The sequence below is a fragment of the Cupriavidus sp. GW822-FHT02D05 genome (assembly GCF_058802485.1).
The window spans coordinates 1-18,404 of the sequence record NZ_JBXAOE010000019.1 but is presented as its reverse complement, the minus strand read 5'-3'; the positions used below and the strand labels follow the sequence as shown (position 1 = coordinate 18,404).

Annotated in this window: 12 protein-coding genes and 4 tRNA genes; all 16 read right to left on the bottom strand. The window is 61.5% G+C overall.

Features of this window, described 5'->3' with window-relative positions:
* Positions 1–36: 36 nt before the first annotated feature.
* The 16 genes from rpsG to AC1RQK_RS24085 all read right to left on the bottom strand — a co-directional run bounded on the left by rpsG (position 37) and on the right by AC1RQK_RS24085 (position 18,038).
* A complete protein-coding gene (gene rpsG, locus AC1RQK_RS24160; RefSeq protein WP_035876146.1) occupies positions 37–507 on the bottom strand; it encodes a 30S ribosomal protein S7 in 471 nt (156 codons plus the stop codon).
* A 226-nt stretch (positions 508–733) separates the two neighbouring features.
* Positions 734–1,111 (bottom strand): 30S ribosomal protein S12, encoded by a 378-nt coding sequence (rpsL, locus tag AC1RQK_RS24155; protein WP_006162330.1) that lies wholly within the window; start codon positions 1,109–1,111, stop codon positions 734–736.
* Positions 1,112–1,466: 355 nt separating this feature from the next.
* Complete coding sequence (gene recQ, locus AC1RQK_RS24150) at positions 1,467–3,332, bottom strand: DNA helicase RecQ (protein WP_492376384.1); 1,866 nt, start codon at positions 3,330–3,332, stop codon at positions 1,467–1,469.
* A 284-nt stretch (positions 3,333–3,616) separates the two neighbouring features.
* A complete protein-coding gene (rpoC, locus tag AC1RQK_RS24145; protein WP_043350381.1) occupies positions 3,617–7,861 on the bottom strand; it encodes a DNA-directed RNA polymerase subunit beta' in 4,245 nt (1,414 codons plus the stop codon).
* A gap of 133 nt (positions 7,862–7,994) precedes the next feature.
* Positions 7,995–12,101, bottom strand: coding sequence for a DNA-directed RNA polymerase subunit beta (gene rpoB / locus AC1RQK_RS24140; RefSeq protein WP_043350384.1), 4,107 nt, complete (start codon positions 12,099–12,101; stop codon positions 7,995–7,997).
* Between the two features lie 411 nt (positions 12,102–12,512).
* Positions 12,513–12,884 (bottom strand): 50S ribosomal protein L7/L12, encoded by a 372-nt coding sequence (rplL, locus tag AC1RQK_RS24135; RefSeq protein WP_006162333.1) that lies wholly within the window; start codon positions 12,882–12,884, stop codon positions 12,513–12,515.
* Positions 12,885–12,961: 77 nt separating this feature from the next.
* Complete coding sequence (gene rplJ / locus AC1RQK_RS24130) at positions 12,962–13,510, bottom strand: 50S ribosomal protein L10 (RefSeq protein WP_017224513.1); 549 nt, start codon at positions 13,508–13,510, stop codon at positions 12,962–12,964.
* Between the two features lie 431 nt (positions 13,511–13,941).
* Complete coding sequence (gene rplA, locus AC1RQK_RS24125) at positions 13,942–14,637, bottom strand: 50S ribosomal protein L1 (protein ID WP_006162337.1); 696 nt, start codon at positions 14,635–14,637, stop codon at positions 13,942–13,944.
* Positions 14,638–15,069 (bottom strand): 50S ribosomal protein L11, encoded by a 432-nt coding sequence (gene rplK / locus AC1RQK_RS24120; RefSeq protein ID WP_006162338.1) that lies wholly within the window; start codon positions 15,067–15,069, stop codon positions 14,638–14,640.
* Positions 15,070–15,267: 198 nt separating this feature from the next.
* Positions 15,268–15,849, bottom strand: coding sequence for a transcription termination/antitermination protein NusG (gene nusG, locus AC1RQK_RS24115; protein WP_006162340.1), 582 nt, complete (start codon positions 15,847–15,849; stop codon positions 15,268–15,270).
* Positions 15,850–15,859: 10 nt separating this feature from the next.
* Positions 15,860–16,240, bottom strand: a complete 381-nt coding sequence (secE, locus tag AC1RQK_RS24110; RefSeq protein WP_006162342.1) for a preprotein translocase subunit SecE — start codon at positions 16,238–16,240, stop codon at positions 15,860–15,862.
* A gap of 61 nt (positions 16,241–16,301) precedes the next feature.
* Positions 16,302–16,377 (bottom strand) — tRNA-Trp (locus tag AC1RQK_RS24105).
* Positions 16,378–16,461: 84 nt separating this feature from the next.
* Positions 16,462–17,652, bottom strand: a complete 1,191-nt coding sequence (gene tuf / locus AC1RQK_RS24100) for an elongation factor Tu (RefSeq protein ID WP_006164373.1) — start codon at positions 17,650–17,652, stop codon at positions 16,462–16,464.
* 43 nt (positions 17,653–17,695) lie between these two features.
* Positions 17,696–17,770: transfer RNA gene (locus tag AC1RQK_RS24095), tRNA-Thr, on the bottom strand.
* Positions 17,771–17,815: 45 nt separating this feature from the next.
* Positions 17,816–17,889: transfer RNA gene (locus AC1RQK_RS24090), tRNA-Gly, on the bottom strand.
* A 63-nt stretch (positions 17,890–17,952) separates the two neighbouring features.
* Positions 17,953–18,038, bottom strand: a tRNA-Tyr gene (locus tag AC1RQK_RS24085).
* Positions 18,039–18,404 lie beyond the last annotated feature (366 nt).

Here is an 18,404-nt window from a genome sequence, read left to right as displayed (position 1 = left end):
CCCGCCCGGCAACCAACGGCGTATAACTCGCGCGCTTTAGAAGCGGAAGTGCGAGAACGCCTTGTTGGCTTCGGCCATGCGGTGCACTTCGTCGCGCTTCTTCATCGCGCCGCCGCGGCCTTCCGCAGCTTCCAGCAACTCACCTGCCAGGCGCAGCGCCATCGACTTCTCGCTGCGTTTTTTCGCGGCCTCGCGCAACCAACGCATCGCCAATGCCAAACGACGCGACGGACGGACTTCGACCGGAACCTGATAGTTGGCGCCGCCCACGCGACGGCTCTTCACTTCGACCACCGGCTTCACGTTGTTGATCGCAACGGAAAACACTTCAACGGGGGCCTTGCCTGCCTTCTTTTCGATCTGGTCGAACGCGCCATAAACGATACGTTCGGCAACCGACTTCTTGCCGTCCAGCATCAGGACGTTCATGAACTTGGCAACTTCAACGTTACCGAACTTCGGATCGGGCAGGATATCCCGCTTGGGGACTTCACGACGACGTGGCATCTTCTTTCCTTTAGATTCAGTTGAGAGCGCGGCAATGATTTCCCGCTCTCCGGCCACCAACTAGCTTGCCTTCCATCGAGGCAAATTCGCCGGGTGACCACTTACTCGACGGCACGGCGCATAAACGCTCCGTTGTACCGCCGCCTGGTGACAGCACCATGACGCAACCGCCACAGGCCATCGTTTGTTGCTTCGGGCTTTGTGCCCAGCTTGCCTGGCGTTAGCCTTAAGCAGCCTTCGGACGCTTCGCGCCGTACTTCGAACGTGCCTGGCGACGATCCTTCACGCCTTGCAAGTCCAGCGAGCCACGGACGATGTGGTAACGCACACCCGGCAAGTCCTTCACACGGCCGCCGCGGATCAGCACGACCGAGTGTTCTTGCAGGTTGTGGCCTTCACCGCCGATGTACGAGATGACCTCGAAACCGTTGGTCAGGCGCACCTTGGCGACCTTACGCAGTGCCGAGTTCGGCTTCTTCGGCGTCGTGGTGTACACACGGGTGCACACGCCGCGACGCTGGGGGCAGTTCTCAAGCGCCGGGCTCTTGCTCTTGACGACTTCAGAGACACGCGGCTTGCGAACCAGTTGGTTGATAGTTGGCATTGTTCAATCCAGCTTGGTTTTACGGAAAAACACCCCTGGGGCCACAAGCAATGGGCCGAAGAGGCAACGACGGGTTTTGGGCGGGAAAAGTGAGCGAGCGCTCTTGAGACGGACCTGTGGAGGAACAGACTGGCCAAAGAGCGCGAGCTCGCCTGGGATCCCGCTGCGACCACACCACCAGAGCATCACACGATCCCCTGGCAGGCTTGCCGATTGCGAACCGAGGGCCACAATTACGACAGGCGAGCGAAATCCAAAGCCAAAAACTCGAATCTGACATGCTAGCAGCGACTACGTAAACCGTCAAGCAGCTTCTGACAGAAGCGTGCTGCTCGGCTTAGGCCCGGGCAGGGCCTCAAAAGTCCTCCACGGCGCCCAGCGCTTCCAGGATGGCATCACCGTAGCGCTCCAGCTTGGCGGCGCCGATGCCGGGGACTTCAGCCATTGCCGTCAACGAATCCGGCGCGCTGCGCGCCAGTTCGGCCAGCGTGGCGTCATGGAAGATCACATAGGCGGGCACACCGTGCTCGCGTGCCGTCTCAGTGCGCCACTTGCGCAGCGCTTCCCAGTTGGCCAATGCCTCGGTGTCCATGCCGGCGGTATGGTCGGTGCGCGTGCCGGCGGAGCCGCGCGCGCCACGCTCGCCGCTCTTGGCTGGCTTGCTGACCTGGCGGCGCAGGGTGATCGACGTCTCGCCCTTGAGCACCGCGCGGGCAGCGTCGCCCAGCAGCAGGGCGCCGTGACCGCCATGGTCGATCACCAGCAGGCCGTGAGCGATCAACTGGCGGAAAATGGCGTGCCACTCGGAGACCGAACGGTCCGCGCCGATGCCAAACGTGGAGACCTTGTCGTGGCCCCATTGACGGATTTTTTCCGACGCGTTGCCGCGCAGCACATCGACCATATGGGTTGCGCCGAAATGAACGCGGCTGGCCTGTGCCGTGCGGTAGACGCAGGACAGCGCCATCTGCGCTTCACGCGTGCCGTCCCAGGTAGCGGGCGGTTCCAGGCAGGTGTCGCAGTTGCCGCAGGGCTCGCTGGCTTCATCGAAATAGCCAAGGATGCGCACGCGGCGGCAGCCGGCTGTCTCGCACAGCCCGAGCAGGGCATCGAGCTTGGCGGACGAGACGCGCTTGTGCGCATCGTCTGCCTCGGACTCGTCGATCATGCGCTTTTGCTGAACCACGTCGCCGAGGCCGTAGGCCATCCAGGCGTTGGCCGGCAGCCCGTCGCGGCCGGCACGGCCCGTTTCCTGATAATAGCCCTCCATGCTCTTGGGCAAGTCCAGGTGCGCCACAAAGCGCACGTCCGGCTTGTCAATGCCCATGCCAAAAGCGATGGTGGCCACCATGATCACGCCCTCTTCCTCGCGGAAACGCGCCTGATGGTGCTGGCGCACGCCCGCATCCATACCGGCGTGGTACGCCAGCGCGTTGAGGCCCTGGGCGCTGAGGTAGCTGGCGGTGTCCTCCACCTTCTTGCGCGACAAGCAATAGACGATACCGCTGTCGTGCGTGCCGTCGGCGGCCAGATGCTCGGCCTTGATAAAGGCCAGCAACTGCTGGCGCGCATTGTCCTTCTCGACGATGCGATAGCGGATATTGGGGCGGTCGAAGCTGGAGACGAAAACGCGAGCGTCGTGCAGCGCGAGACGCTCGACGATTTCCTCGCGCGTAACGGAATCCGCGGTGGCCGTCAGGGCAATGCGCGGCACGTCCGGGAAGCGCTCGTGCAGCACCGAGAGCTGGATGTATTCCGGTCGGAAGTCATGGCCCCACTGCGATACACAGTGCGCCTCGTCGATGGCAAACACGCCGATACGGGTACGCTGGAGCAGGTCCTGGAAGCGCGGCGTCATCAGCCGCTCGGGTGCCACATAAAGGATTTCCAGCCGGCCGGCGAGCAGATCGCGCTCCACCGCGGAGGCCTCGGCCCCGCTGAGCGTCGAGTTCAGCACTGCCGCGCGCACGCCCGCCTCGGACAGCGCCGCGACCTGGTCCTGCATCAGCGCGATCAGCGGTGACACCACGATGCCGGTGCCCTGCCCGGCCCGCTGCCGCAGCAGCGCGGGGATCTGGTAGCACAGCGACTTGCCGCCGCCGGTTGGCATCAGGACCAGGCAATCGCCACCATCGGCCACATGGTCGATGATCTCCCCCTGCCGGCCGCGGAAGGCGTGGTAGCCAAAAACATCCTTGAGAATCGCCAGGGCGCGCGACATAGCAACAGCTTAAAAAAAGGGGTGGGACCGCGAAAGGCGTAACCATACCACCAAGGGCGCGGCTAACTACTTCGGCCTGTAACGAATGTTCCCGGATTTCTTTCGTCTGGCGGCGCATGGAGCACGGGTCCGTGCCCCTGCGGCAAAGCATAAGCACGACGAATAAAAATAACCGAAGAGGCCTAAAGAAATAAAACTGGCTATATACCTACAGGCCAAAAAAAACCCGGCCACCAGGGCCGGGCTTCTTCATGCAGCTTGCTTGCAGGTTCAGGCTGGCAGTCTTAGACCGCGTCGCCCTCGCCTTCGGTCGTCGCCGGCACCACAGGCGGCTCGATGAAGAGCGACTGCTCTTCGTCGGAGATCGCCTGGGCACGTTCGCGCTCGGCCGCCTCGCGCGCCTTGCGGGCACGGTGGTAGGCCAGACCCGTACCAGCGGGGATCAGTCGGCCAACGATCACGTTTTCCTTCAGACCACGCAGGTCGTCGGTCTTGCCCATGATCGCGGCTTCCGTCAGCACGCGGGTGGTTTCCTGGAACGATGCCGCCGAGATGAAGCTGTCGGTGGACAGCGACGCCTTGGTGATACCGAGCAGCAGGTTTTCGTACGTGGCCGGACGCTTGCCTTCGGCGATCACGCGATCGTTCTCGTCGAGCAGTTCCGAACGCTCCACCTGTTCACCCGGGATGAACTTGGTGTCGCCCACATCCGCGATCTGCACGCGGCGCAGCATCTGGCGCACGATCACTTCGATGTGCTTGTCGTTGATCTTCACGCCCTGCAGACGGTACACATCCTGCACTTCGTCGACGATGTAGTGCGCCAGCTCCTCGATGCCCTTCAGGCGCAGGATGTCGTGCGGGTCCGCCGGACCTTCCACGATCATTTCGCCCTTGTTCACCACCTGGCCATCGTGCACCAGGACTTGCTTTTCCTTGGTGATCAGGAACTCATGGGCGTTGCCGTCCAGGTCCGTAATCACCAGGCGTTGCTTGCCCTTGGTGTCCTTGCCGAACGACGTGGTGCCGGTGACTTCCGCCAGCACGGCGGCATCCTTCGGCGAACGCGCTTCGAACAGCTCGGCCACACGCGGCAGACCCCCGGTAATGTCGCGGGTCTTTTGCGATTCGGTCGGGATACGTGCAAGCACTTCGCCCACATGCACCTGCTGGCCGTCCTTCACGGTGATCAGCGCGCCGACCTGGAAGCCGATGGTCACGGAGTGGTCCGTGCCCGGGATCTTCACTTCCTGGCCGTTGGCGTCGAGCAGCTTCACCTGCGGGCGCAGGCCCTTGGTGGCAGCCGTACGGCGCTTGGCATCAATCACCACGAGGGTCGACAGGCCGGTGACCTCGTCCATCTGCTTGGCGACGGTCACGCCCTCTTCGACGTTCTCGAACTTGGTCGTGCCGGTGTACTCCGACACGATCGGGCGCGTCAGCGCGTCCCACGTGGCCAGCTGCGTGCCAGCCTTGATGGCCTGGCCGTCCTGCACCAGCAGCGTGGCGCCGTACGGGATCTTGTGGCGCTCGCGCTCGCGGCCGTGGTCGTCGGTGATCAGCGCTTCGCCCGAACGCGAGATGACGATCAGCTCGCCCTTCGCATTGGTGACGTAACGCATGGTCGCCGTGAAACGCACGGTACCGGTTGCCTTCGCTTCCACGCTCGATGCCACGGCCGAACGCGATGCCGCGCCGCCGATGTGGAACGTACGCATGGTCAGCTGGGTGCCCGGCTCGCCAATCGACTGAGCGGCGATCACGCCAACCGCTTCGCCGGAGTTCACCAGCACGCCGCGGCCGAGGTCGCGGCCATAGCACATGCCGCACAGGCCGTAGCGCGTGTCGCACGACAGCGGCGTGCGCACCTTCACTTCGTCCACGCCGATGGCGTCGATCATGTCGACCAGGTCTTCGTCCAGCAGGGTGCCGGCCTCGATCGCGGTTTCCTGGGTCTCAGGGTTCACCACGTCGGACACCGTCACACGGCCGAGAATCCGGTCGCGCAGGGCTTCGATCACTTCACCGCCTTCGACCAGGGCCTTCATGGCCACGCCGTTGGTCGTGCCGCAATCGTCTTCCACCACCACCAGATCCTGCGTCACGTCGACCAGACGACGGGTCAGGTAACCCGAGTTCGCGGTCTTCAGTGCCGTATCCGCCAGGCCCTTACGCGCGCCGTGGGTGGAGATGAAGTACTGCAGAACGTTCAGGCCTTCACGGAAGTTCGCCGTAATCGGCGTTTCAATGATCGAGCCATCCGGCTTGGCCATCAGGCCACGCATGCCAGCCAGCTGACGGATCTGCGCAGCGGAACCGCGCGCGCCCGAGTCGGCCATCATGTAAATCGAGTTGAAGGAGTCTTGCTTCACGGTGTTGCCGTGACGGTCGACCACGTCTTCGTGCTGGAGCTGCTCCATCATCGCCTTGCCCACCTGGTCGCCGGCAGCACCCCAGATGTCCACGACGTTGTTGTAGCGTTCCTGGTCGGTCACCAGGCCCGACATGTACTGCTTGTCGTATTCCTTCACCTTGGCAGCCGCGTCGGAAATGATCTTTTCCTTTTGCGGCGGCACCAGCATGTCGTCGATGGCGATCGAGATACCAGCGCGCGTTGCCAGGCGGAAGCCCGACTGCAGCAGCTTGTCAGCGAAGATCACGGTCTCGCGCAGGCCGCACTTACGGAACGCGGTGTTGATCAGGCGCGAGATTTCCTTCTTCTTCAGCGGCTTGTTCAGCACCGAGAAAGGCAGGCCCTTCGGCAGGATCTCGGACATGATCGCGCGGCCGACCGTGGTGGCCTGCAGCGTGATCTTGGGCGCGAAGCGGGCGTCGCCCACTGCATCCTTGTCGACCAGTTCATACTCGGTGATACGCACGTTCACGCGCGAAGCCAGTTCGACTTCCTTGTTCTCGTAGGCGCGGATCACTTCGCTGATGTCAGCGAACGTCAGGCCTTCGCCCTTGCCGTTGATCTTGTCGCGGGTCGTGTAGTACAGACCCAGCACCACGTCTTGCGACGGGACGATCGACGGATCGCCGTTGGCCGGGAACAGCACGTTGTTGGAGGCCAGCATCAGCGTGCGGGCTTCCATCTGCGCTTCCAGCGACAGCGGGACGTGAACAGCCATCTGGTCACCGTCGAAGTCGGCGTTGAACGCCGCGCAGACCAGCGGGTGCAGCTGGATGGCCTTGCCTTCGATCAGCACCGGCTCGAACGCCTGGATACCCAGGCGGTGCAGCGTCGGCGCGCGGTTCAGCATGACCGGATGCTCGCGGATCACCTCTTCGAGGATGTCCCACACCACCGCGGTCTGGCTTTCCACTTCCTTCTTCGCCGCCTTGATGGTGGTGGCGATGCCCATCGTTTCCAGCTTGTGGAAAATGAAAGGCTTGAACAGCTCGAGCGCCATCAGCTTGGGCAGGCCGCACTGATGCAGCTTCAGGGTCGGGCCCACCACAATGACCGAACGGCCGGAGTAGTCGACGCGCTTGCCCAGCAAGTTCTGACGGAAACGGCCGCCCTTGCCCTTGATCATTTCGGCCAGCGACTTCAGCGGACGCTTGTTGGCGCCCGTCATGGCCTTGCCGCGACGACCGTTGTCCAGCAGCGAGTCAACCGCTTCCTGCAGCATGCGCTTTTCGTTGCGCACGATGATTTCAGGCGCCTTCAGTTCGAGCAGGCGCTTCAGGCGGTTGTTACGGTTGATGACGCGGCGATACAGGTCGTTCAGGTCCGAAGTGGCGAAACGGCCACCATCCAGCGGAACCAGCGGACGCAGTTCGGGCGGCAGCACCGGCAGCACTTCCAGGATCATCCATTCCGGCTTGATGCCCGAACGCTGGAACGCCTCGAGCACCTTCAGGCGCTTGGCGAACTTCTTGATCTTGGCTTCGGAGCCGGTGGTCTGCAGCTCGGCGCGGATCGTTTCGATCTGCTTTTCGATGTCGATGCCGCGCAGCAATTCACGGATGCCTTCGGCACCCATCATGGCCACGAATTCGCCTTCGCCATACTCTTCGCACTTGGCGATGTAGTCGTCCTCGGACATGATCTGGCTCTTCTTGAGCGGGGTCATGCCGGGTTCGAGCACCACGAATGCTTCGAAGTACAGGACGCGTTCGATATCGCGCAGCGTCATGTCGAGCACCATGCCCAGACGCGACGGCAGCGACTTCAGGAACCAGATGTGCGCGGTCGGCGCAGCCAGTTCGATGTGGCCCATGCGCTCGCGGCGCACCTTGGCCAGCGTCACTTCAACGCCGCACTTCTCGCAGATCACGCCACGATGCTTCAGGCGCTTGTACTTGCCGCACAGGCACTCGTAGTCCTTGATCGGGCCAAAGATCTTGGCGCAGAACAGACCATCGCGCTCGGGCTTGAACGTCCGATAGTTGATGGTTTCCGGCTTCTTCACTTCACCGTACGACCACGAACGGATCTTCTCTGGCGATGCCAGGCCGATCTTGATCGCGTCGAACTGCTCTTCCTGCTGAACCTGCTTAAAGAGATCGAGCAATGCTTTCATTGCAACTCCTTGTTTCGCCGCCAGCCCGACAGCATGTCGGGCCCGCGGCATTCATCCTGTGGGAAAACCGTAGCGGGCATTCGGCGGTAGGCGGGCCATTCACGGCCGGCCTACCGCGCACTCTCGATCCAAATCAATAGCGATCGAGGTCGATGTCGATACCCAGCGAACGGATTTCCTTCACCAGCACGTTGAACGATTCCGGCATGCCGGCATCGATCGAGTGCTCGCCCTTGACGATGTTCTCGTAGACCTTGGTCCGGCCGTTCACGTCATCGGACTTGACCGTCAGCATTTCCTGCAGCACGTAGGAGGCGCCATATGCTTCCAGCGCCCACACTTCCATTTCACCGAAACGCTGGCCACCGAACTGCGCCTTACCACCCAGCGGCTGCTGGGTCACCAGCGAGTACGGGCCGGTCGAACGCGCGTGCATCTTGTCGTCGACCAAGTGGTGCAGCTTCAGCATGTGCATCACGCCCAGCGTAACCGGACGCTCGAACGCTTCGCCGGTGCGGCCGTCGTGCAGCGTGACCTGTTGCTTGGAGGCGGTCAGGCCCATGTCGCGGGCGATCTCTTCCGGGTACGCCAGGTCCAGCATGCGGCGGATCTCGTCTTCATGCGCACCGTCGAACACCGGCGTGGCGAACGGGACACCCTTCTTCAGGTTGGTCGCCAGTTCCAGCACTTCAGCGTCCGACAGGCTGTCGAGGTCTTCCGGCTTGCCGCTCTCGTTGTAGATCTGGGCAAGCAGCGGACGCAGTTCCTGCGCCTTCGCCTGTGCCTTGAGCATGGAGCCGATACGCTGGCCCAGGCCGCGCGCGGCCCAGCCCAGGTGGGTTTCCAGAATCTGGCCCACGTTCATCCGCGACGGCACGCCGAGCGGGTTCAGCACGATGTCGGCGGGCGTGCCGTCGGCCATGTAGGGCATGTCTTCGATCGGGACGATCTTGGACACAACACCCTTGTTGCCGTGACGGCCTGCCATCTTGTCGCCAGGCTGCAGGCGGCGCTTGACCGCCAGGTACACCTTGACCATCTTGATCACGCCCGGCGGCAGTTCGTCGCCTTGCGTGAGCTTCTTGCGCTTTTCTTCAAAGGCCAGGTCGAACTCGTGACGCTTCTGCTCGATGGCTTCCTTGACGGCTTCCAGCTGGGCAGCCACTTCTTCGTCGGCCGGGCGGATGTCGAACCAGTGGTACTTGTCCAGATCGGCCAGGTACTCGCGGGTCAGCTTGGCGCCCTTGGACAGCTTCTTCGGACCGCCATTGACGGTCTTGTCGAGCAGCAGGCGTTCCAGACGCTGGAAGGCATCGCCTTCCACGATACGCAGCTGGTCGTTCAGGTCCAGGCGGTAGCGCTTGAGTTCATCGTCGATGATGGACTGGGCACGCTTGTCGCGGGTCACGCCTTCGCGGGTAAAGACCTGAACGTCGATCACGATACCGCTCATCCCCGAGGGGACGCGCAGCGAGGTGTCCTTCACGTCCGAAGCCTTCTCACCGAAGATCGCGCGCAGCAGCTTTTCTTCCGGGGTCAGCTGGGTCTCGCCCTTGGGCGTGACCTTGCCGACCAGCACGTCACCGGCTTCCACTTCGGCACCGATGTAGGTGATGCCGGACTCGTCCAGACGCGCGAGCTGCGCTTCGGCGAGGTTGGAAATGTCGCGGGTGATTTCTTCCGGTCCCAGCTTGGTGTCACGCGCGACGACCGACAGTTCCTCGATGTGGATCGAGGTGTAGCGGTCTTCGGCAACCACACGTTCGGAGATCAGGATCGAATCTTCGAAGTTGTAGCCGTTCCACGGCATGAACGCCACCAGCATGTTCTGGCCAAGCGCGAGCTCGCCCAGGTCGGTCGATGCGCCGTCGGCGATCACGTCGCCACGGGCGACGAAATCCCCAACCTTGACCATCGGACGCTGGTTGATGTTGGTGTTCTGGTTCGAGCGGGTGTACTTGATCAGGTTGTAGATGTCGACGCCGACTTCACCGGCGACAGCTTCCTCATCGTTCACGCGAATCACGATACGCATGGCGTCGACGTAGTCCACCACGCCGCCACGGGTTGCCTGGACGGCAGTACCCGAGTCGACCGCAACGGTACGCTCGATGCCGGTACCCACCAGCGGCTTGTCCGGACGCAGGCAAGGCACGGCCTGACGCTGCATGTTGGCGCCCATCAGTGCACGGTTCGCATCATCGTGCTCGAGGAACGGCACCAGCGATGCCGCGGCCGAGACGATCTGCGAAGGCGCCACGTCGATGTACTGGACGCGGTCCGGCGTGACCATACGGGTTTCCCGCTCGCTACCTTCACGCGACGACACCAGTTCGTCGATCAGGGTACCGTCGGCGTCAACCGTCGCGTTGGCCTGCGCCACCACGTACTTGCCTTCTTCAATGGCGGACAGGTAGTCGACCTGGTCGGTCAGCTTGCTGTCGACCACCTTGCGGTACGGCGTTTCCAGGAAGCCGTACTCGTTCAGGCGTGCATACAGTGCCAGCGAGTTGATCAGGCCAATGTTCGGGCCTTCCGGCGTTTCGATCGGGCACACGCGGCCGTAGTGGGTCGGGTGCACGTCGCGCACTTCAAAGCCTGCGCGCTCACGGGTCAAACCGCCCGGGCCCAGTGCGGAGACACGACGCTTGTGCGTGATCTCGGACAGCGGGTTGGTCTGGTCCATGAACTGCGACAGCTGCGACGAACCGAAGAACTCGCGGATGGCCGACGAAATCGGCTTCGAGTTGATCAGGTCATGCGGCATCAGGTTTTCGGTCTCGGCCTGGCCCAGACGTTCCTTCACGGCGCGCTCGACGCGCGACAAGCCGGCACGGAACTGGTTTTCGGCCAGTTCGCCAACGCAGCGAACGCGACGATTGCCCAGGTGATCGATGTCATCGACCTCACCCTTGCCGTTGCGCAGGTTGACCAGGATCTTGATGGTCTCGAGGATGTCCTCGTCCTGCAGCACCATGCTGCCTTCACCGCTCGGGCGGCCCAGGCGGCTGTTGACCTTCATGCGGCCAACGCGCGACAGGTCGTACGACTCTTCGCTGTAGAACAGGCGCTGGAACAGTGCCTCCACCGCGTCTTCAGTCGGCGGCTCGCCGGGACGCATCATGCGGTAGATCGCGATACGCGCAGCGGTCTGGTCGGCGGTGTCGTCCACGCGCAGCGTCTGCGACATGTACGGACCTTGGTCCAGATCGTTGGTGTACAGGGTCTGGATCTGCTTGACACCGGCTTCGCGCAGATTTTCCAGCACGGTTTCAGTCAGCTCGTCGTTAGCGTTGGCAATCACCTCACCGGTATCCGGGTCGATGATGTTCTTCGCCAGCACGCGGCCGAGCAGGTAGTCTTCCGGCACGCTGATCAGCTTGGTACCGGCGGAATCCAGGTCGCGGATATGCTTTGCGTTGATCCGCTTGTCCTTCTCCACGACGACACGGCCGTCCTTGTCGGCGATGTCGAAGCGCGCGACTTCACCACGCAGACGTTCGGGCACGAATTCCATCTGCGCGCCTTCCGACTGCAGGGTGAAATTGTCAAACACGAAGAAGTGCGCGAGGATTTGCTCAGGCGTCAGGCCGATCGACTTCAGCAGGATCGTGACCGGCATCTTGCGGCGACGGTCAACGCGGAAGTACAGGATGTCCTTCGGGTCGAACTCGAAGTCGAGCCACGAGCCGCGGTAAGGAATAATCCGTGCCGAGAACAGCAGCTTGCCCGAGCTGTGGGTCTTGCCCTTGTCGTGTTCGAAGAACACGCCAGGCGAACGGTGGAGCTGCGAAACAATCACACGCTCGGTACCGTTGATGACGAAGGAGCCGGTCGACGTCATGAGCGGAATTTCGCCCATGTAGACTTCCTGTTCCTTGACTTCCTTGACCTTGCCCGGATTTTCCCGATCGTTGATGATCAGGCGTACCTTGGCACGCAGAGCCGAGTGGAAGGTCAGGCCACGCTGTTGACATTCCTTGACGTCGAACGGCGGGTTGGAGAGGTGGTAGGAGACGAACTCCATACGGGCGAGCCCGTTGTGCGACACAATCGGGAAGATTGCACTGAAAGCCGCTTGCAGGCCCTCGGTTTTGCGACGTGAGGGTGGCGCACCCTCTTGCAGAAACTGAGCGTAGGATTCAATCTGGGTGGCAAGCAGGAAAGGAACCTGATGAACCGTCGCGCGCTTCGCAAAACTTTTGCGAATGCGCTTCTTTTCGGTGAAGCTGTACGCCATGGGATCTCCGAATCATCGCAGGGCTGGCTGGACCTGGCGCAGCACCTGAGGTGTTCAGCGACTGGGAGGGGATTTGGCGGTTGGCCGCTACCAACCTCTGGCTGACGGTGTCCGCACGCTGCGAGCCGGCAGAAACGACGCAATGCGTCATACCGGCCCGGGGGACACCCGACCAAACTTGTCTTCTGCAGTCGGTTCAGAAGACAAACATCAGCAACCACCTAGTGTGCCACTGATGTTTGGCCTCTGCTCAAGCTTAGGCATACGCCCAGCTCTCAAGCATCGCTTGCGCCATTTGTTCACGCTTCCGAGTGCACAGTAAAACACACATCGCAGAAGCGCAAAAAGGCTGGCGCCGGGAATCTCCCTTTGCCAGCCCCATTCGCGTGCCAAAAGGCACGCGAGTACAGCTTACTTGACTTCGACCTTTGCGCCGGCGTCTTCCAGCTTCTTCTTGGCGTCGGCTGCAGCAGCCTTGTCCACGCCTTCCTTGACAGCCTTCGGTGCGCCGTCAACCAGATCCTTGGCTTCCTTCAGGCCCAGGCCGGTGATTTCGCGAACAGCCTTAATCACGCCAACCTTGTTTGCGCCGATTTCCGACAGGATAACGTTGAACTCGGTTTGCTCTTCAGCGGCAGCAGCGCCTGCGCCCGGGGCAGCAGCCACGGCCATCGAAGCGGCGGACACGCCAAACTTTTCTTCGAACGCCTTGACCAGGTCGTTCAGTTCCATCACGGACATCGAGCCTACGGCTTCGAGGATGTCGTCTTTGCTGATTGCCATTTGGAATACTCCTGCTAAATGTGATTCGGTATCGGTAATGCGATCTTGATGAGCCAGGCTGCGAAAAGGCTTACGCCTTAAGCAGCTGCGCCTTCGCTCTCGGCGGCGGCAGCAGCGCCTTCGCCTTCGGCAGGGGCGCCTTCGCTCTTCTTGGCGGCCAGTGCAGCCAGCAGACGGGCGAAGCCCGACACCGGTGCCTGCATCACGCCAAGCAGCTGAGCAATCAGTTCGTCACGGCTCGGGATCGAGGCCAGTGCCTTGACGGCAGCAGCATCGAGCACATTGCCGTCATACGACGCTGCGCGCAGAACCAACTTGTCGTTGGTCTTGGCAAAGTCGTTCAGAACCTTGGCCGACGACACTGCATCTTCGGAAATACCGTAGATCAGCGGACCGGTCATTTGCTCTGCGAGGCCGGCAAACGGCGTGCCTTCCACGGCGCGGCGCGCCAGCGTGTTCTTCAGAACGCGCAGGTACACGCCTTGCTCGCGGGCCTTGGCGCGCAGCTTGGTCAGATCGCCAACCGCAATGCCGCGATATTCGGCTACGACGATGGTCTGGGCTTTAGCGACTTGCGCCGAAACCTCAGCAACGACGGCCTTCTTATCTTCAATATTAAGTGGCACGGTTAAGCTCCAAAACGATGCTTGTCCCCCGGATCGTCCGAGGCACGCACATCAGTCCAAACGAACGGCGTCCGATTTGGCCCGAATCACCCGGGTCATTGCCCGGATTCTTCAATCCCTCGGGTGCGCCATCTGCGCTGGTGGGCCGGGAGGCGTCGCGGCAGGCCGAAGCCACGCTGCGTACGTTCCGTCCGATTAAGGCGAGGCAGCCAACCTACGGCCGCACCCGCCACCAGCGGTCTTTGATAACCAGCGGTGCCTGCTCCGCGCTTGCGCGCCGGCGGGCACCACTGCCCAAAGCCTTGCTCCTCCATCCTGCGGTGTCCTATCGGGCACCGCCTGACTCGGGAGACGATCCCGGCCTGGGCCAGGATCCTCAATTCTTTACGCTGGGCGACGTTATCGGGTCCGCCCTGCGGTTGCCGCCAGCCTTAGGCCGACAGCGAAGCCTGTTCCACGCGAACGCCAACGCCCATGGTGGACGAAACAGCGATCTTGCGCAGGTACACGCCCTTGCTGGTAGCCGGCTTCGACTTCACCAGGGCTTCGATCAGCGCGCTCAGGTTGCGCTTCAGATCGGCGTCCTGGAACGAACGGCGGCCAATGGTGGCGTGGATGATACCGGCCTTGTCGACACGGTATTGCACCTGACCGGCCTTGGCGTTCTTCACAGCCTGGGCGACGTCGGGGGTAACCGTACCGACCTTCGGGTTCGGCATCAGGCCGCGCGGGCCCAGGATCTGGCCCAGCGTACCAACGATACGCATCGTGTCCGGCGAAGCGATCACGACGTCGAAGTTCAGGTTGCCGGCCTTGACTTGTTCAGCCAGGTCTTCCATACCGACGATTTCGGCGCCAGCTGCCTTCGCGGCTTCAGCCTTTTCGCCTTGGGCGAACACAGCCACGCGAACCGACTTGCCGGTACCGGCAGGCAGCACGACGGAGCCACGAACCACCTGGTCCGACTTCTTCGCATCGATGCCGAGTTGCACGGCAACGTCGATGGATTCGTCGAACTTGGCCGATGCGCAACCCTTCACCAGGCCCAGGGCCTCGTCGATCGGGTAGAACTTGGTGCGCTCGATCTTCGCCTTGTTCGCGGCGGTGCGCTTGGAAACCTTAGCCATTTACAGACCCTCCACGGTGATGCCCATCGAGCGAGCCGAACCGGCGATCGTACGGACAGCAGCGTCCAGATCGGCAGCGGTCAGGTCAGCGTTCTTTGCCTTGGCGATTTCTTCAGCCTGGGCACGCGTGATCTTGCCAACCTTGTCGGTGTGCGGCTTGGCCGAACCCTTGGTCAGGCCAGCTGCCTTCTTGATCAGAACGGTCGCCGGGGGCGACTTCATCACGAAGGTGAAGCTCTTGTCGGCGAAGGCGGTAATCACCACCGGCACCGGCAGGCCGGGTTCCATGCCTTGGGTCTGCGCGTTGAACGCCTTGCAGAACTCCATGATGTTCAGACCGCGTTGACCCAGTGCGGGGCCCACGGGCGGGGAGGGATTTGCCTTACCAGCCGGAATTTGCAGCTTGATAAAGCCAATGATCTTCTTGGCCATATTTACTCCAATCCGGACCGCTTCCTGACGGAATGCGATCCTGTTGAGTCGTAGCGCGCTATCGCTGCAGGGATGGTTCATCCACCCCAGCCAGCCTCACGCTCCTCTTGTGGCCAGCCCCTTTCGAGACTGGCCGCTGCATTTTTCGCTGGCCTTGCGACCAGCATAAAACGCGAAAACCTGAACCGCTTAAACCACTTAGACCTTCTCGACCTGGCCGAACTCGAGCTCGACCGGAGTGGCGCGCCCGAAGATGGTGACCGAGACTCGCAAGCGCGATTTCTCGTAGTTCACTTCCTCGACGTTGCCGTTGAAGTCGGTGAAAGGACCGTCCTTGACGCGAACCATTTCGCCCACTTCGAAGAGCGTCTTGGGACGCGGCTTCTCGACCCCTTCCTGCATCTGGGTCATGATCTTGTCGACTTCCTTCTGGGAAATCGGGCTCGGGCGATTGCGCGCACCGCCGACGAAGCCAGTGACCTTGCTGGTGTTCTTCACCAGGTGCCAGGTCTCGTCGGTCATTTCCATCTCGACCAGCACGTACCCCGGGAAGAAGCGACGTTCGGTGACAGACTTCTGCCCACCCTTGATTTCAACGACTTCTTCGGACGGGACCAGGATGCGGCCAAACTTATCCTGCATTTCGGCGCGCTCAATGCGCTCCTGCAGCGCGCGCTGCACACTCTTTTCCATGCCGGAATAGGCGTGCACCACATACCAGCGCTTCTTCGACGAAGGCGATTCAGCTGCGGGGACTTCCTGTTGTGCGTTATCCGTCATGTTCTATCCTTCATTTCCAGCCCAGCACGAGCGAAAAGATGACCCACTCGATGAGCTTGTCCGCAGACCACAGGAACACGGCCATGATCACGACAAAGACAAACACCAGGCCCGTCATCTGCCCGGCTTCCTTGCGGGTGGGCCAAACGACCTTACGGACTTCGCGATACGATTCCTTGGAGAAACCGATGAAGTCCTTGCCTGGCGCCGATACCAGCGCGACCACCACGCCCAGCGCAATGCCGCCGAACAGCGCAGCGCCACGCACGTAGGACGGTTGCTGTGCCAGGGCATAGAAACCGATGACGCCGGCAACCACCAGTAGCACCGCGGCGCCAAGCAACCACTTACCACTGGCGGCGTTGACGGTTTCGACGTTGGGATTGGCCATGTTTCGCAAACGAGACTAAGCCGCGTCACGATACTCTCTATCGCGACGCGGCTGATTGAATTGGCAGGGGCAGAGGGAATCGAACCCCCAACCTTCGGTTTTGGAGACCGACGCTCTGCCAGTTGAGCTATACCCCTAAAACAACTGTGGGGTCGGCGATTAGGCCAACCCCTCTGGCAACGAATACGGCCGGTTGGTGCCGTATTCGCTGTTCGACCTTATCAGTCGAGGATCTTTGCCACGACGCCGGCGCCGACGGTACGACCGCCTTCACGGATGGCGAAACGCAGGCCTTCTTCCATGGCGATCGGGGCAATCAGCTTGACCGTGATCGACACGTTGTCACCCGGCATGACCATTTCCTTGTCCTTCGGCAGCTCGATCGAGCCAGTCACGTCGGTCGTACGGAAGTAGAACTGCGGGCGGTAGTTGTTGAAGAACGGGGTGTGGCGGCCGCCTTCGTCCTTCGACAAGATGTAGACCTCGCCGGTGAAGTGCGTGTGCGGCTTGATCGAACCCGGCTTGCACAGCACTTGGCCGCGCTCGACGTCTTCGCGCTTCGTGCCGCGCAGCAGCAGACCCACGTTGTCGCCTGCTTGACCTTGGTCCAGCAGCTTGCGGAACATTTCCACGCCGGTGCAGATGGTCTTGACCGTCGGCTTGATACCAACGATTTCGATTTCTTCACCAACCTTGATGATGCCGCGCTCGATACGACCGGTCACAACCGTGCCACGGCCCGAGATCGAGAACACGTCTTCCACCGGCATCAGGAAGGTACCGTCGATGGCACGTTCCGGCGTCGGGATGTAGCTGTCCAGCTGTTCGGCCAGGGCCAGAATGGCTTGCTCGCCCAGTTCGCCCTTGTCGCCTTCCAGTGCCAGCTTGGCCGAACCCTTGATGATCGGGGTGTCGTCGCCGGGGAATTCGTACTTGGACAAGAGCTCGCGCACTTCCATTTCGACCAGCTCGAGCAGCTCGGCGTCGTCGACCATGTCGCACTTGTTCAGGAACACGATGATGTAAGGCACGCCAACCTGGCGGGCCAGCAGGATGTGTTCGCGGGTCTGGGGCATGGGGCCGTCAGCGGCCGAGCACACCAGGATCGCGCCGTCCATCTGTGCGGCGCCCGTGATCATGTTCTTCACATAGTCAGCGTGGCCCGGGCAGTCAACGTGTGCGTAGTGGCGGTTAGCCGTTTCGTACTCGACGTGGGCGGTGTTGATGGTAATACCGCGTGCCTTTTCTTCCGGCGCTGCGTCGATTTCGTCGTACTTCTTGGCCGAACCGCCAAACTTGGCTGCCAGCACCGTAGCAATTGCTGCCGTCAGGGTGGTCTTACCATGGTCAACGTGACCGATCGTACCAACGTTCACGTGCGGTTTAGTCCGCGAGAACTTTTCCTTTGCCATTTCGCGACTCCTGTGTCGGTAGCGATATTGCTAGTGCGGTATTTGGTGCCCATGGGCAGGATCGAACTGCCGACCTCTCCCTTACCAAGGGAGTGCTCTACCACTGAGCCACATGGGCGAAACTTGAATGCTGCTTTTTAGAACTGCAAGAACCCGGGCAATCTGGAGCGGGTGAAGGGAATCGAACCCTCGTCGTAAGCTTGGAAGGCTTCTGCTCTACCATTGAGCTACACCCGCCGGGTTACCACGCTTTCTGCTTCACCGACACCTGCCGGGTACTCACTACTGCTTTGCAATTCTTGGTGGAGAGGGTTGGATTCGAACCAACGTAGGCGTAAGCCAACAGATTTACAGTCTGCCCCCTTTAGCCACTCGGGCACCTCTCCGCAGTGAACTTCTGATTATGGTGTAACTTTCCTTGGCTGTCAAGCACTTTCCGTACTATGCAAAGTAGGGAAGGACAGACTTCGGAGCGTTGACCTGGCACCAGCTAAGCTGCCCGATCGCACCATCATCGTCGGCGTTCAATAAAGAACACCTTCACCCTATAGGGGCTCGCCAGAGGCTCTAAAACGGCGTCTGGCGGCCTCTCGGGCCTTGCTTTGATGTCGATTTCGGCCAACTGGCTCGCCAGGCTGGCGGCTTGGACGCTGCTAGAGCCTGATCGCGCAAAACCGCAGCCGCAAAAGCAAAACCCCCCAGTACTTTCGTACTGGGGGGTTTCAAGGGAGAGCCTGGCGATTACCTACTTT